Annotated in this window: 15 protein-coding genes; 2 read left to right on the forward strand and 13 right to left on the reverse strand. The window is 37.7% G+C overall.

Annotated features, from left to right (window positions below; genetic code table 11):
- Positions 1–27 precede the first annotated feature (27 nt).
- The 3 genes from JJQ93_RS06530 to JJQ93_RS06540 all read right to left on the reverse strand — a co-directional run bounded on the left by JJQ93_RS06530 (position 28) and on the right by JJQ93_RS06540 (position 1,781).
- Entirely contained in the window at positions 28–1,038 is a 1,011-nt protein-coding gene (locus tag JJQ93_RS06530) for a deoxyguanosinetriphosphate triphosphohydrolase (protein WP_085111552.1), read from the reverse strand.
- A 58-nt stretch (positions 1,039–1,096) separates the two neighbouring features.
- Positions 1,097–1,336 (reverse strand): preprotein translocase subunit SecG, encoded by a 240-nt coding sequence (gene secG / locus JJQ93_RS06535; protein ID WP_013298463.1) that lies wholly within the window; start codon positions 1,334–1,336, stop codon positions 1,097–1,099.
- A 70-nt stretch (positions 1,337–1,406) separates the two neighbouring features.
- Complete coding sequence (locus JJQ93_RS06540; RefSeq protein WP_085111553.1) at positions 1,407–1,781, reverse strand: DUF134 domain-containing protein; 375 nt, start codon at positions 1,779–1,781, stop codon at positions 1,407–1,409.
- Between the two features lie 154 nt (positions 1,782–1,935).
- Between JJQ93_RS06540 and JJQ93_RS06545 the strand changes: the two genes are divergently transcribed.
- Positions 1,936–2,262, forward strand: coding sequence for a hypothetical protein (locus JJQ93_RS06545; protein WP_274893164.1), 327 nt, complete (start codon positions 1,936–1,938; stop codon positions 2,260–2,262).
- Positions 2,263–2,291: 29 nt separating this feature from the next.
- Here JJQ93_RS06545 and eno read toward each other — a convergent pair whose 3' ends face one another.
- From eno to JJQ93_RS06590, 9 genes are all read right to left on the reverse strand, one after another.
- Positions 2,292–3,578, reverse strand: coding sequence for a phosphopyruvate hydratase (gene eno, locus JJQ93_RS06550; RefSeq protein WP_274893165.1), 1,287 nt, complete (start codon positions 3,576–3,578; stop codon positions 2,292–2,294).
- Between the two features lie 20 nt (positions 3,579–3,598).
- On the reverse strand, positions 3,599–5,140 hold the full coding sequence (gene gpmI, locus JJQ93_RS06555) for a 2,3-bisphosphoglycerate-independent phosphoglycerate mutase (RefSeq protein WP_274893166.1): 1,542 nt from the start codon (positions 5,138–5,140) through the stop codon (positions 3,599–3,601).
- A 12-nt stretch (positions 5,141–5,152) separates the two neighbouring features.
- Positions 5,153–5,899, reverse strand: a complete 747-nt coding sequence (tpiA, locus tag JJQ93_RS06560) for a triose-phosphate isomerase (RefSeq protein WP_014759314.1) — start codon at positions 5,897–5,899, stop codon at positions 5,153–5,155.
- Positions 5,900–5,912: 13 nt separating this feature from the next.
- Entirely contained in the window at positions 5,913–7,094 is a 1,182-nt protein-coding gene (locus JJQ93_RS06565; RefSeq protein WP_014759315.1) for a phosphoglycerate kinase, read from the reverse strand.
- A 56-nt stretch (positions 7,095–7,150) separates the two neighbouring features.
- Positions 7,151–8,158, reverse strand: coding sequence for a type I glyceraldehyde-3-phosphate dehydrogenase (gene gap / locus JJQ93_RS06570; protein ID WP_045411864.1), 1,008 nt, complete (start codon positions 8,156–8,158; stop codon positions 7,151–7,153).
- A gap of 50 nt (positions 8,159–8,208) precedes the next feature.
- Positions 8,209–9,231 carry a sugar-binding transcriptional regulator gene (locus JJQ93_RS06575; RefSeq protein ID WP_014759317.1) on the reverse strand — a complete coding sequence of 341 codons (1,023 nt, stop codon included), beginning with the start codon at positions 9,229–9,231 and terminating at the stop codon, positions 8,209–8,211.
- A 169-nt stretch (positions 9,232–9,400) separates the two neighbouring features.
- The gene (gene rpoN, locus JJQ93_RS06580; protein ID WP_274893167.1) at positions 9,401–10,750 is read right to left on the reverse strand and encodes an RNA polymerase factor sigma-54; all 1,350 of its coding nucleotides are present in this window, start codon (positions 10,748–10,750) and stop codon (positions 9,401–9,403) included.
- A gap of 97 nt (positions 10,751–10,847) precedes the next feature.
- On the reverse strand, positions 10,848–11,120 hold the full coding sequence (locus JJQ93_RS06585) for an acylphosphatase (protein ID WP_085111562.1): 273 nt from the start codon (positions 11,118–11,120) through the stop codon (positions 10,848–10,850).
- Between the two features lie 30 nt (positions 11,121–11,150).
- Positions 11,151–11,975, reverse strand: coding sequence for a Cof-type HAD-IIB family hydrolase (locus JJQ93_RS06590; protein ID WP_274894074.1), 825 nt, complete (start codon positions 11,973–11,975; stop codon positions 11,151–11,153).
- Between the two features lie 195 nt (positions 11,976–12,170).
- On the opposite strand from JJQ93_RS06590, the gene perR reads away from it, so the two are divergent.
- A complete protein-coding gene (gene perR / locus JJQ93_RS06595) occupies positions 12,171–12,593 on the forward strand; it encodes a transcriptional regulator PerR (RefSeq protein ID WP_014759321.1) in 423 nt (140 codons plus the stop codon).
- A 23-nt stretch (positions 12,594–12,616) separates the two neighbouring features.
- Here the strand turns inward: perR and JJQ93_RS06600 are convergent, their stop codons facing one another.
- Positions 12,617–14,101 (reverse strand): VanW family protein, encoded by a 1,485-nt coding sequence (locus JJQ93_RS06600; RefSeq protein ID WP_274893168.1) that lies wholly within the window; start codon positions 14,099–14,101, stop codon positions 12,617–12,619.
- Positions 14,102–14,123 lie beyond the last annotated feature (22 nt).

The following is a 14,123-nucleotide window of genomic DNA, read 5'->3' on the forward strand; positions in this document are numbered from 1 at the left end:
TAAAATCCTTCTTGAAATTTTTACATTTTAAAAATTTTTATCTTCCCACGGTGATGGTAAGAAAATCTCTTTATACTTTGTTATAGCGTATTTATCGGTCATTCCTGCTATATAGTCAGCAACCGCTCTTTCTTTGCCATATTCATGTGTTAATTCGATAAATTCCTCCGGCATGTCGTCTACATTTTCGCAAAAATAATAAAAAAGCTGTTCAACAACTTTTTTTGCTTTTGCTTCTTCGCTTTTTGCCTTCGAACCTATATAAACCTTTTTAAACAAAAAATCTCTAAGGCTGTAAGTAGCATCATAAATCTCATGGCTCATGGAGATGTTATCTTTTCCCATGCTGTTTTCAATTATGTCCTTAACCATTGTGTTTATTCTCTTGCTGTGAGTATCTCCTAATATCTGCCTTAAATCTTTTGGTATATCATCATTTGTCAATACTTTGCCTCTAATCGCATCATCAATGTCGTGATTCACATAGGCAATCTTGTCTGCTAATTGAACGATTTTACCTTCCAATGTCCCAGGATTTCCGGATGTGGAATGATTTAAGATGCCATCTCGCACTTCCCATGTCAGATTAAGCCCTAAACCATTATTTTCTATCACATCCACCACTCTTAAGCTTTGAACACTATGCCTAAAGCCATCTTTTAAAAGCCTATTTAGAACATCCTCACCTGAATGGCCAAAAGGGGTATGTCCTAAATCATGACCTAACGCTATGGCTTCGGTTAAATCTTCGTTAAGCCGCAATGCCCTTGCGATAGTCTTTGATATTTGTGCAACTTCCAAAGTATGCGTAAGTCTCGTCCTGTAGTGGTCACCTTCAGGAGATATAAAAACCTGCGTCTTATGACTCAATCTCCTAAAAGCCTTACAATGTATGATTCTGTCTCTATCCCTTTGGTAATCTGTGCGAATATCGCACTTTTCCTCGTCTCTTGTTCTCCCTTTTGATTCTCTGCTGTGTGCTGCGTACGGTGATAGTATCTTATACTCCATATCCTCGGATATTTCCCTTATTTTCATCATATCACCTTCTCACAAAAATAAAACCCAATAAGGGTTTTATTTTATATAGACGATATTATTTTCCCATCAGCAACGTCAATATCAATGAAGTAATTATGAAAACTACGGCGCTTATCGTCGTAAGCCTCTCCAAAGTGCCTTCCATCGTCCTGGCCTTGTTTTTGCCAAAGAAAGTCTCTGCACCACCTGCAATGGCGCCGGATATACCTGCACTTTTCCCTTGTTGCAAGAGTATAACTGCCATCATAAACAAACTAACAATAATATGAATTATAAGTACTATTATTTTTAGCATGTGTTTAACCTCCGAAAATCATATTTACACTATTATATATTATATAGCAATAGCATATTTATATCAAGCACTAATTTTCTTCATCAGAAATTGATTCACTCATCATGCCATGCCTATTGCAATGTCCATGTCCATGGTGTGGTACGTCTTCACCGTAGACTTTGTAATTGCCGCCTTCTACTCTTATGGCTTTGCCATTTACAAGTGCATCTGCAACTTTTTCACGAGCTGACATGATGATCCTAAAAAATGTAGGCCTTGAAACTTTCATCCTTTCCGCACAATCTTCTTGTTCTAATCCCTCTAAATCCTTTAGACGTATGGCTTCAAACTCCTCAACTGTAAGCACCACTTCACTTAATGAGTGCATAGGTATTCCTACTGGCTTAAAATAATTTATGTTTGGTTCACATTTTACCCATCTGCATTTTTGAGGTCTCGGCATTTTATCACATCCCATTTCTTTTTTTGCATAATCATAATACTATTTTATCACTTATAAGTTAATTATATCAAGATAGTTTTAAATACAATGCACACATATTTCTAATACAATGAATAGCATAAATTAGTTAACAATATTATAAAGGATGATTTTTATGACGCTATCTTCTATTTCAAAATTATCATCTGCAAGCTCTCTGGTAACAGCTATCGGTTATATGCTTTTCGCAATAGGAATAAATAGCGATGTGAGGACAAAAGAAAATATTGCAGTTTCTGGCAGATGGATTATTTTCATAGGAACTTTTTTGCTGTACGCCCTGAATATAATATCGATAAGTCAAAATGAAAATAAAGATGCAGTTATCATTGAAAGTCCTGATTTGCTTATTTTGGCTGGCAGTTTTATGATTGCATCAGGTGCATTTGTAGCTGCAGTTGGATTTGAAAAGAAAAATTTAAAAGAAGCTCATGTATATTGATACTGAGCTTCTTTTTTTGCAGAGATAAATTATCTTACGTTGTAAAATGCGTCTTTTCCAAGGTATTGTGCTATTCCGCCTAACCCTTCTTCTATCCTCATCAATTGATTGTACTTGACGACTCTATCTGTTCTGGAAGGAGCGCCAGTCTTGATCTGTCCCGCATTGACAGCAACGACAAGATCTGCAATAGTTGAATCTTCTGTTTCACCTGAGCGATGTGATACGACAGCAGTGTACCCTGCTTTCTTCGCCATCTCTATCGCGTCAAGAGTTTCAGTCAATGTACCTATCTGATTAAGCTTAATGAGGATAGAGTTTGCAACACCCATCTTAATTCCTCTCGAAAGCCTTTCTGTATTTGTAACAAAAAGATCGTCGCCAACTAATTGGATTTTCTTGCCTAATCTTTCTGTTAAGAGTTTCCATCCATTCCAATCCTCTTCTGCCAAGCCATCTTCAATTGAAACGATTGGATATTTATTTACAAGCTGCTCCCAGTAATCCACCATTTCTTCTGATGTCCTTACAACACCTTCACCATCGAAATGGTATTTGCCGTCTTCTTTGTACATTTCAGATGAAGCTGGGTCAAGTGCTATCGCTACATCTTCACCAGGTAAATATCCTGCTTTTTGGATTGCTTCCAATATTACCTGTATTGCTTCTTCGTTTGATGTAAGGTTTGGTGCAAAACCACCTTCATCGCCAACTGTAGTGCTTAATCCTTTTGATTTAAGCACTGATCTTAAATTGTGGAAAACTTCAGCGCATGTCCTTAAAGCTTCATGGAAGCTTTGTGCGCCAACAGGCATTATCATGAATTCCTGTATATCTACGTTGTTGTCAGCGTGCTTTCCGCCGTTTAAAATGTTCATCATTGGCACAGGAAGCACTTTTGCATTTACTCCACCTAAGTACTGATAAAGTGGCAAGCCAACTTCTTCAGCAGCAGCTTTAGCAACTGCCAATGAAACGCCTAAAATTGCATTTGCACCCAAGTTTGATTTATTTGGAGTTCCATCTAAATCGATCATGGCTTTGTCTATTGCCACTTGGTCTATTGCATCCATTCCAATTATTTCTGGAGCAATCTTTTCATTTACATTTTCTACAGCCTTCAATACACCTTTTCCTAAGTACCTGTTGTTGTCGCCATCTCTCAATTCAACAGCTTCAAACTGACCTGTTGAAGCACCAGATGGAACAGCAGCACGACCTACAGCGCCGCTATCTAATTCCACTTCTACTTCTACTGTCGGATTTCCTCTTGAATCAAGTATTTCTCTTGCATAAACATCAACAATTATAGACATAAACATTCTCCTTTCGTTTTTTATCTTCCTATTATGAGGGACTTACCTGTCATTTCCTGTGGCTTCGGCAGCCCCAATATGTCAAGCACCGTTGGTGCTATGTCTGCTAAAATACCATCGTTTCTAAGCGTTATATCGCCTTCCCCTATCACTATGAAAGGCACTGGATTTGTAGTGTGAGCCGTCTGTGGCTCTTTTGTCACTGGATCAATCATCTGCTCAGAATTTCCATGGTCAGCAGTTATAAGAATAGTACCGCCCACTTCCTGGCAAGCCGTCACTATTCTGCCAAGGCACTCATCAATTGCTTCTATAGCTTTGACAGCGGCGCTAAATACGCCTGTATGGCCTACCATGTCAGGATTTGCAAAATTAAGCAGGATGAAACCATACTGTTTGGATTTTATTTTTTCAACTACCGTATCTGTAACTTCGTATGCACTCATTTCTGGCTTTAAATCATACGTGGCTACTTTAGGAGATGGTATAAGTATCCTGTCTTCTCCTTTATTTGGCTCCTCTACGCCACCATTGAAGAAGAATGTAACATGGGCGTATTTTTCTGTTTCCGCTATTCTAAGCTGTTTTATGCCTTTATCGCTTAGATACTCACCGAGGGTATTCTTTAAGTTCTCAGGCTTATACGCCACATGTATATTCTCAAATGTTATATCGTACTGCGTCATTGATACGAAGTAAACGGGAATATATCCTTTTTCTCTATCAAAAAAGTTAAACACTTCATCGATAAAAGCTCTTGTAATTTGTCTTGCCCTATCAGGCCTGAAATTAAAGAAGATTATAGAATCATTGGCATCTACAGTCGCAGTTGGTTTTCCGCCATCTAAAATAACCGTCGGCTCTACAAATTCATCTGTCTGATCTTTGCTATATGCAATATCAATCGCTTCTTCAGGCGAATTAGCAAAAACGCCTTTTCCCAATGCTATAGCATCATAAGCTTTTTTAGTCCTTTCCCATCTTTTATCGCGGTCCATCGCATAGTATCTTCCAGATATCGTGGCGATTTTGCCGATCCCAAGCCTATTCGCTTCATCCTCAAATGCCTTTATGTATTCTTTTGCACATGCCGGAGGAACATCTCTTCCATCTAAAAATGCATGGACGTATACTTCGTCTAATCCTTCCTCTTTTGCAAGTTTCATAAGGGCAAAAAGATGGGTAATATGGCTGTGAACGCCGCCATCAGACAGAAGCCCAAAAAGGTGCAATTTTGAGCCATTCTTCTTTACATTTTGTATGGCGTCAAGAAATTCCTGCTTTTTGAAAAAAGCACCTTCTTTAATCTCTTTGCTTATTCTTGTAAGCTCCTGATAGACTATTCTGCCGGCACCTATATTAAGATGTCCTACTTCCGAATTTCCCATCTGTCCTTCAGGAAGCCCTACAGCTAAGCCACTTGGTATAATCTTTGTATTTGGATAATTTTTGAAATAATAATCTAAGTTTGGTGTATTAGCTGAATAAATGGCATTTCCTTCTTTGCTGTCAGAGATGCCAAATCCATCTAAGACAACAAGCATCACAAAGTTTTTGGGCATGCAATCCTCTCCTTAATAATTTACAATTTTAGCGAAATCCTGCGCTTTAAGGCTAGCTCCGCCCACTAATGCACCATCAATATCGCTTTCTGACATAAGCTCTTTAGCATTATCAGGTTTAACACTGCCACCATATTGTATTCTTACCTCATTAGCGATGTCTATACTGTATATGTCTGCAATAGTCTCTCTTATGACCTTTATTACATCATTCGCATCTTTCGATGTAGCTGTTTTTCCTGTTCCAATAGCCCAAATCGGCTCATAAGCTATGACGACATTCAAGACATCTTCACTTTTAATGCCATCCAATGCTTTTTTTGTCTGTTCTCTTACTACATTGAAAGCTTCCCCTGCTTCTCTTTGAGATAATGATTCACCTACGCATACAATAGGCTTAAGTCCATGACTTAATGCAGATTTGACTTTTTTATTCACAGTCTCATCCGTCTCCGCAAAATACTGTCTTCTCTCTGAATGGCCGATTACGACGTATTCTACGCCTATCTCTTTAAGCATAATCGGTGAGACTTCTCCTGTAAATGCGCCTTTTTCTTCCCAGTGCATGTTCTGTGCACCTAATTTTATATTAGAAGCATCTATGGCCTTTTTTACGTCCACAAGATCCACAAATGGCGGTATTACTACAACTTCTGCTTCTGCACCAGACACTAAAGGCTTAAGCTCATTTACAAGATTTACAGCTTCAGATGGCGTCATGTACATCTTCCAATTACCTGCAATAATAGGTCTTCTCAATCAAAACACCTCTTTATTTGTCGTTTAATGCAGCTATTCCAGGCAATACCTTGCCTTCTAAGAATTCTAATGACGCACCGCCACCAGTCGATATATGTGACACTTTGTCTGCATAGCCTAATTGTTCTACTGCCGCTGCAGAATCTCCGCCACCGATTATAGTAGTGCCACTGCACTCGCTCATGGCTTTTGCGATTGCCTCTGTTCCCTTTGCAAATTCTCTGATTTCAAATACACCCATAGGACCATTCCAAACTACTGTCTTCGCATCTTTTATGACTTTTGAAAATTCTTCAATTGTCTTTGGTCCAATATCTACGCCGATCTTGTCATTAGGCATCTTATCTATATCAACCACTTCATAAGGAACACCTGATTTTAATTCTGCACTGACTACCGTATCAACTGGCAAAAGCAATTTAACGCCTTTTTGCTTAGCCTTTTCGATCAAGTCTTTTGCAAGCTCTAATTTGTCTTCCTCCAAAAGTGATTTGCCTATTTCATAGCCTTCAGCCTTTATAAATGTGTATGCCATACCGCCGCCAATCAATAGGCTGTCAACTTTGTCTAAAAGGTTTGTGATAACACCGATTTTATCTGAAACTTTTGCGCCGCCCAGTATTGCCACAAAAGGTCTTTCTGGATTTTCCAAAGCGCCACCCATGAAGTTTAACTCTTTTTCAATTAAAAATCCAGATACTGCCGGTAGGTAACTGGCGACTCCTGTGGTGGACGCATGAGCTCTATGAGCTGTACCAAACGCATCGTTGACGAATACGTCAGCCAATGATGCCAATTCTTTCGAAAAATCAGGATCATTTTTCTCTTCTTCAGCGTGGAATCTGACATTTTCTAAAAGCAATACTTCACCGTCTTTTAATGCACTGGCTTTTGCCTTAGCATCTTCACCTATTACATCATCAGCTACAATGACTTGTTTTCCGAGCAGCTCTGAAAGCCTTTTTGCAACAGGCTTCATAGAATACTCCATGTTAAACTTGCCTTTTGGCCTTCCTAAATGTGATACCAATATCACCTTTGCATTATTGTCTAAAAGATATTGAATAGTAGGCAATGCCGCTTTTATCCTCGTGTCATCAGTGATGTTTTTTTCACTGTCCATAGGTACATTAAAATCTACCCTTACAAGGACTCTCTTGCCTTTTACATCGATATCCCTTACAGTCTTTTTCATGATATACCTCCTATCGATATATTTTAGGACAAGGTTATAAGCCTTGTCCTATGATATTACAGTCTATCTGCTACATACTTAGCAAGGTCAACAACCCTGTTTGAATAACCCCATTCGTTGTCATACCATGAAACAACTTTTACCATATTGCCTTCCATAACCATCGTTGACAAGCCATCAACAATTGATGATCTTGAATCGCCTTTGAAGTCCATTGATACTAATGGCTCATCTGTATATCCGAGAATGCCTTTAAGCTCGTTTTCTGCCGCTTCTTTCAATGCTGCATTTATTTCTTCTACAGTTACGCTCTTTTCAAGCTCTGCAACAAGGTCAACAACAGATACGTCTGGTGTTGGAACTCTCATAGCAAAGCCGTTTAATTTTCCTTTTAGTTCAGGCAATACAAGTGCAACAGCCTTTGCAGCTCCTGTTGTTGTCGGAATAATTGACATTGCTGCTGATCTTGCTCTTCTTAAATCTTTATGAGGAAGGTCCAGTATCCTCTGATCGTTTGTGTATGAGTGAACAGTTGTCATTAAACCTCTCTTGATTCCAAATTTGTTATGTAAAACTTTTGCAAATGGTGCTAAGCAGTTTGTCGTGCATGAAGCATTTGATATAACGTGATGTGCATTTGGATCGTATTTGTCCTCGTTAACACCCATAACGATTGTTATATCTTCATTTTTAGCAGGTGCAGAAATTATTACTTTCTTTGCTCCAGCTTCGATGTGTTTTACTGCATCTTCCTTGTTTGTAAATCTACCTGTTGATTCGATAACTATGTCAACACCTAATTCCTTCCAAGGTAATTTTGCAGGATCTGTTTCTTTTAATATTTTTATTTCCTTGCCATTTACAACAAGTGAATCTTCTTTTGCGATTACTTCGCCTTCGAATTGACCGAATGTTGAATCGTATTTTAATAGATGTGCTAATGTTTTTGCATCAGTAAGATCATTGAATGCAACAATATCAAGATCTACATTTTTCTTTAATGCTGCTCTAAAAAAGTTTCTGCCTATCCTACCAAAGCCATTAATACCTACTTTTACTGCCATAATATTTCCTCCTTTAATTTTTATTTTTATATTAAACACCTTTCGGTGTATTAACAACTTTTTAATATCTCGAATGCCGCGCCTTCATCAGTTATGAGAACATCCACCATACCACTTATACAAGTAGATATGATCGCATCGGCTTTGCTTTTGCCGCCTGAGACAGCTATCAAATTTTTGACGTTTTTTAAATCATCCTTTGTAAGAAAAATGCTTGGCGTTTCATAAACTGTTTCACCGTTTATGTTTAAGTAAAAACCTAATGCTTCTGACGTGGCACCAACACTCTTAAGATACTCTTTAGTCGATGAAGGTAAATTTCGCCTGTCAGCCATCACATCTGCACGCCCTATGCCAAAAAGCACTACATCAGCTTCTTTCAGTATGTCAATAACGCTTTTTATGTCTGGTTCATTCATAAGAGTCTCTATGGCTTCTTTGCCTATGTTGTCAGGAATATGAAGCATTTTGTATGAACCGCCTAACTTTTTTGCAAGGACTGACGCAATTGTGTTTGCCTGTTTTTCAACTTCGCGTCCCAAGCCACCTCTTGCAGGCACTACCATTATATCTGATTTGGTGTAGCATTGAGGCATTTCATTTGCAACTTCCATCACACTTGAACCGCCAGTCAAAGCAATGATGCTGTCGTTTTTAATTATGCTTTTAAGGTAAGCTGCAGCAGATTTGCCCATATCTTTTTTTATAAGCCTGTCACTATCGACATCACCCGGTATCACTATGACTTTTTTCAGTTTCAGGCGCTCCTTTAAAGTTTTTTCCATGTTGTTTAAGCCTTTTAACTCATGGATAAACTCTTTAAGCTCCTCCAAAAGCTTCTCGCCGTCTTTAGTCACAGTCATGCCTAAAGGATTTATGTCGATAAGACCTTGCCGCTTCAAAAAAGATACCTCTGTCCTTATTATCCTTTCGCCAATATTAAGCTGATACGACAAAGCTCGCCTTCCTATTGGCTGGCTGAAATATATGTTACGCATTATAGTATACCTTTTTTGCAGCAGTTCTATTAGCTCAGGCACAATTTTCTGTTGTAATGATATTATGTCGTTCATGTATCAAAACCTTCTTCAGGACTTTTATCGACCCGTTGTATTATAACTGTCCCACCAAAACATTAAATAAATATTTTTACCTTCAATACTATTTTATATTAAGACTTCTAATTTTTCAATAGACAATATGACAAAAGAGAGCATTTTATAAAATTATTGCTCTCTTTTGTCAATATCTTTTTCTCTTGCTGGACGATGGAATATTCATCTCTTCCCGGTACTTAGCAACAGTCCTTCTGGATATCGTCACGCCTTTTTGAGATAAAATCTCAGCTATTTTTTGGTCGCTTAAAGTATCTTGAGGGTCTTCTTCGCTTATCAATTGCTTTATCATCTCTTTTATCATTTCCTGTGAAAACATCTCGCCGTCACCATTGCCGATGCCGCTTTGGAAGAAGTATTTGATTTCAAAAACACCTAAAGGTGTATCGACGTACTTTCCGTTTACTGCCCTGCTTACCGTCGATTCATGAACTCCTACTGCCTCGGCAATCTTCTTTAAATTCATAGGTTTAATGTATTTCTGCTCTCTGTCAAAAAATGACCTTTGCTCTTTCACTATCGCACTTAACACTTTGTACAAAGTATCTCTTCTCGACTCAATGCTTTTTATAAGCCACATGGCTGACTGAATTTTATTTGACAGGTACTTCCTTGTATTGTCATCATCAGTGACAGTCAAAATGCTTTCATACGACTTATTTATCCTCAAGCCAGGATACAAAGACTCATTTATAAGCACAACATAATCGCCGTCTATTTTCTTTATATAAGCGTCTGGAATGACGTATTTGATATCGTTATAGCTTGAAAAACTACTTCCAGGCCTCGGATTTAGCTTTTTTATCTCGTCTACGGCATTCTGCACTTCTTTAATATCCACATTTAATTTTTTTGCTATAAGCGAAAGCTTGTTGTCCGCAATTTCGTTTAAATAATTTTCCACAATTTCTTTTACTACGCCATTATACATGTTTTTGCTTTTTAACTGAAGCATGAGGCATTCCGTTAAATTTCTCGCTGCGATCCCCGGCGGGTCAAATGATTGCACTACATTTAAAGCCATCAATACATCTTCTTCACTGTAATTGTAATCTTCGCTGAGTTTTTTGATATCATCGTTTAGATAGCCATTGCTGTCAAGATCGTAAATTATGACTTTGCATATCTCTTTTATTTTCTTCGTAAGAGGTGTTATATGAAGTTGAAACAGCAGATGATCTGTAAGGGACGTATCAGTCGAGACCATGTTTTCAAAGCTTAAGTCATCTCTCTCTTCGTCATCGCTGCTGTAATTGTACTTATCAAGGTCACTATTCTTATTTAACTCATGGTAAATCTCGATGACGTCTTCCTTATCTTCGTACGCCTCCAACATGGGGTTGGTTTCCAATTCACTTGTGATAAGCTCATTTAACTCGTACGAATTTAGCTGTAATATCTCGATGGCCTGTTTAAGCTGAGGCGTCATCAATAATTTCTGTACTTGTTTTAAATTAAGTCCCATATCCAGCTTCATATTCTACACCCTCATATACATCAATATTCACATTTCAATTATACCATATTTGTAACCGTTTATAAAATGGATATTTTTAGTTTGACGACAGGTAAAACTACATTATTTCAAAAGAGTGATACAGACCTTGGTAGTCATCCCATTTTTGAGCTATACTTTCTACCCTTGCCCATCTTAGTCCATTTTTTATGTAATCGATAAGCATGTTTATGTCTTCTTCATTGCCTTCTGCTACAATCTCAACGCTTCCATCGTACAGATTCTTTGCATATCCAGTTATATTAAGCCGCAAAGCCATGTTGTAAACAGAATACCTAAGTCCAACACCTTGCACATGGCCTGTCAAATTAAGATGGACTGTTTTTTTCACAAAAACCCCTCCTTCCAAAAGCAAATCTACTTACAAGATAAATTTATTTATGACGTAAGCGACGCCGTTTTCCATGTTTGATTTTGTGATAAAGTCTGCCGTTTTTTTAAGTTTATCTATGGCATTTTCCATTGCCACACCAAAACCTGCGTATTCAACCATCTCTACATCATTTTCACTGTCACCTATTGCCACCATTTCTGATCTGTCCACTCCCAAATATTCTCCCAATATCTTGAGGCCGTTTCCTTTGTTTACACCTTTATTTAATATTTCTATATTATTGTGAAACGAGCTTGTAGTCTCTAATCTATCGCCTTTTTCGTTATCTATCGTTTTTCTCACTGCTTTTATTTTCTCTGAATCTTCGTCAAACATTACAAATTTCACAATGCTGTCTTTCAACTTGCTTTCAAATTCTGTATGAGAAGGTATATTCTCCACTTCTACTCGTAATGTTTCAGCGTACAATCTGTTCCACTCCCCATACTTTTGGAATTTACTGGTAATCTCTGGGGAATAGACAATTTTATCGCTGTAAAAATGATAGTAAAGGTCATTCTTCTTGGCCAAATCTATCAAATACGTCAATATGTCTATATCAAGCACGCTTTTATAAATTCCCTCATCATTGTCGTCTATCACCATGGCTCCATTGCTGGCGATGATGTAAGGTTTGAATCCTAAAAATTCCGAGTATGCGTAAGCGGAAGCGTAAATCCTTCCTGTAGATATGACAACATAAACACCTGCATCGCGGGCTTTTCTTAAAGCTTCTAAGTTTTCTCTCGAGATCTGCTTGTCGTGAGTCAAAAGTGTATCATCCATATCTATTGCAACTAATTTATATGCCATCGTAGTCCCCCATTCATCAGAATATTTTTTCAATATTACTATACCATTACTGACAGACAACTTCAAGTTTTCACGATTTTTCACAATGGAATTTTAAAAAATGATTGACAGCATGAAATCGCAATAGTATAATGTAACTATAAATATTACAAGAGAAATCTTATTAATTAATATTTCATAGAAAGAAGGGATATGATGGACGATATCTCGTCAATCCTGAAAGAAAAGGGATTAAAAGTTACACCTCAAAGACTTGCTATCATTAACATGCTTAAAAATACCAAGGAACATCCAAGTGCTGAGACCATATACAAGACGTTGTCGTCCGATTTCCCAACAATGAGTTTGGCTACTGTCTACAAGACACTTGAAATGCTAAAGAGTATAGGCCTTGTGCAAGAACTTAATGTTGGTGAAGGTAGCTTTAGATACGACGCAAATGTCAATTCACATCCGCATTTGATATGTTACGGATGCAACAGGGTAGATGACCTTGATGACTCAGCGTTAGATGATCTTCTTGGTGAAGTAAGCAAATACACAGATTACCTTTTGATGGATCAAAAGCTGTATTTTTATGGCTACTGCCCTGATTGCAAAACGAAGATGACAAATTAAAAAAACGAGCGATGCTCGTTTTTTTAATTTGTAGGATTTATGTTTTGAGGTTTTCCATTTAAATCCTCTGTAGATACATTCTTTTCATCAATTTGGCTCTGAACACTTTCATTGTTACTTACCTCGTCTTTTTTTACACCACGCCTTATGACACCGTCAACTGGCTTATATATGTCTGTATACAAAAATTCCTTTTTCACCAAAACGTTGTTCTCATAAATAAGCCTGTAAGTATTCACCTTGTATCCTGTATGCTTTTCCACATCTACCTGAGTGACTCCCTCAGGCAGTGTAGGATCATCAACGTATGTCACCTTAGGCTCGTACTTCTCCACAATTTCAGAATATATATCGATCCTTTTCCCTGGATCTTCCGAATATCCGTAAAAGTTCACTACAAAATTGTTTCCGCTTATATACGATTCAATGTATATAGGGTATTTCGTTGGATTTTCAAACTTTAAATCGAGGACGTCCCCCGAGATCGTAGCATCTTGGCCCGGCGACACATAGCCAACCGGAAATGTATGGTGGTATCTCTCATCGATTTTCATATCTGCCCGTAGTGCAGCATTGTAAAGGGTAGTGGCGACTTGACAAACCCCACCACCTATATCGGGAACAAGCTTGTTGCCGATTATCACAGGCGCTTCTTTATATCCATTCTGTATGATTCTTGGCCCTAACGTTTTATTAAGTGAAAAGACTTGCCCCGGCATAAGCAGCTTGCCGTTTACAGCTTTTGCAGCTACAGCAAGATTTTCTGACCTATTTGCGTCACCAGTATTAAATTGTGTAGAAAAGCTGACGATTTTGCTTTTTATCATGCTGAGTTCTGACGCTTTTATGTCTGCATCGACTTCTTTAACTGTAACAGGAATTTCTACATAGTCTTTATCGCCAGATATGATCACGCTCTTAACCGCACTTTTTATACTTTCAATTGTCTTATTTGCATCGACTTTTAAACCAGAAATATCATTTGTAATGTTTATCTTACCGTCAGATACGTATATTTTAGCGTCAACAGGATTTTTGTCTATGCTTTTCGATATGTCCATCACAAATTTATCTAAACCGTTAAAATCGGCTGTAGGCCTATATTCGAGATATTTACCATTTTTTGAAACATCATATATCGTCTTTATGCGATTTATGAAATTCCCACTTTTGCCTATAGAATAAGCTTCATTGACGATAGCATCATAGTCGTAGCTTATTTTAACGTCACCGCTCGGAAGCACAAACTGCTTGTCATTGTATTTTAAAGCGACTTTTAAATTGTTTACCGCCTTAAGGTTATCTTGCAGTTTTGCATACGCTTCAGATTTAGTAAGCCCACTGAGGCTTATACCATTTACAAAAACACCTTTTGCAATAGTATTTTGATTCATGACAGAATAAAACATCACAAATGAACCAGCAAACACGGTGATTATTAATAAAAGAAGAATAATGTAAAAATAATTTCTTTTACTTTTTATGATTTTTGTGTCCTTTGTCTCCATTTTGATCTCCCCATTATTTAGT

Origin of the sequence: Thermoanaerobacterium sp. R66 (assembly GCF_028895185.1) — a bacterium.
Classification (GTDB): domain Bacteria; phylum Bacillota; class Thermoanaerobacteria; order Thermoanaerobacterales; family Thermoanaerobacteraceae; genus Thermoanaerobacterium.

Excerpts from the sequence above, each read along its gene's own strand:
- JJQ93_RS06530 (WP_085111552.1), bottom strand. The coding sequence starts at position 1,038 with ATGAAAATAAGGGAAATATCCGAGGATATGGAGTATAAGATACTATCA.
- secG (WP_013298463.1), bottom strand. The coding sequence starts at position 1,336 with ATGCTAAAAATAATAGTACTTATAATTCATATTATTGTTAGTTTGTTT.
- JJQ93_RS06540 (WP_085111553.1), bottom strand. The coding sequence starts at position 1,781 with ATGCCGAGACCTCAAAAATGCAGATGGGTAAAATGTGAACCAAACATA.
- JJQ93_RS06545 (WP_274893164.1), top strand. The coding sequence starts at position 1,936 with ATGACGCTATCTTCTATTTCAAAATTATCATCTGCAAGCTCTCTGGTA.
- eno (WP_274893165.1), bottom strand. The coding sequence starts at position 3,578 with ATGTCTATAATTGTTGATGTTTATGCAAGAGAAATACTTGATTCAAGA.
- gpmI (WP_274893166.1), bottom strand. The coding sequence starts at position 5,140 with ATGCCCAAAAACTTTGTGATGCTTGTTGTCTTAGATGGATTTGGCATC.
- JJQ93_RS06565 (WP_014759315.1), bottom strand. The coding sequence starts at position 7,094 with ATGAAAAAGACTGTAAGGGATATCGATGTAAAAGGCAAGAGAGTCCTT.
- gap (WP_045411864.1), bottom strand. The coding sequence starts at position 8,158 with ATGGCAGTAAAAGTAGGTATTAATGGCTTTGGTAGGATAGGCAGAAAC.
- JJQ93_RS06575 (WP_014759317.1), bottom strand. The coding sequence starts at position 9,231 with ATGAACGACATAATATCATTACAACAGAAAATTGTGCCTGAGCTAATA.
- rpoN (WP_274893167.1), bottom strand. The coding sequence starts at position 10,750 with ATGAAGCTGGATATGGGACTTAATTTAAAACAAGTACAGAAATTATTG.
- JJQ93_RS06590 (WP_274894074.1), bottom strand. The coding sequence starts at position 11,975 with ATGGCATATAAATTAGTTGCAATAGATATGGATGATACACTTTTGACT.
- perR (WP_014759321.1), top strand. The coding sequence starts at position 12,171 with ATGGACGATATCTCGTCAATCCTGAAAGAAAAGGGATTAAAAGTTACA.
- JJQ93_RS06600 (WP_274893168.1), bottom strand. The coding sequence starts at position 14,101 with ATGGAGACAAAGGACACAAAAATCATAAAAAGTAAAAGAAATTATTTT.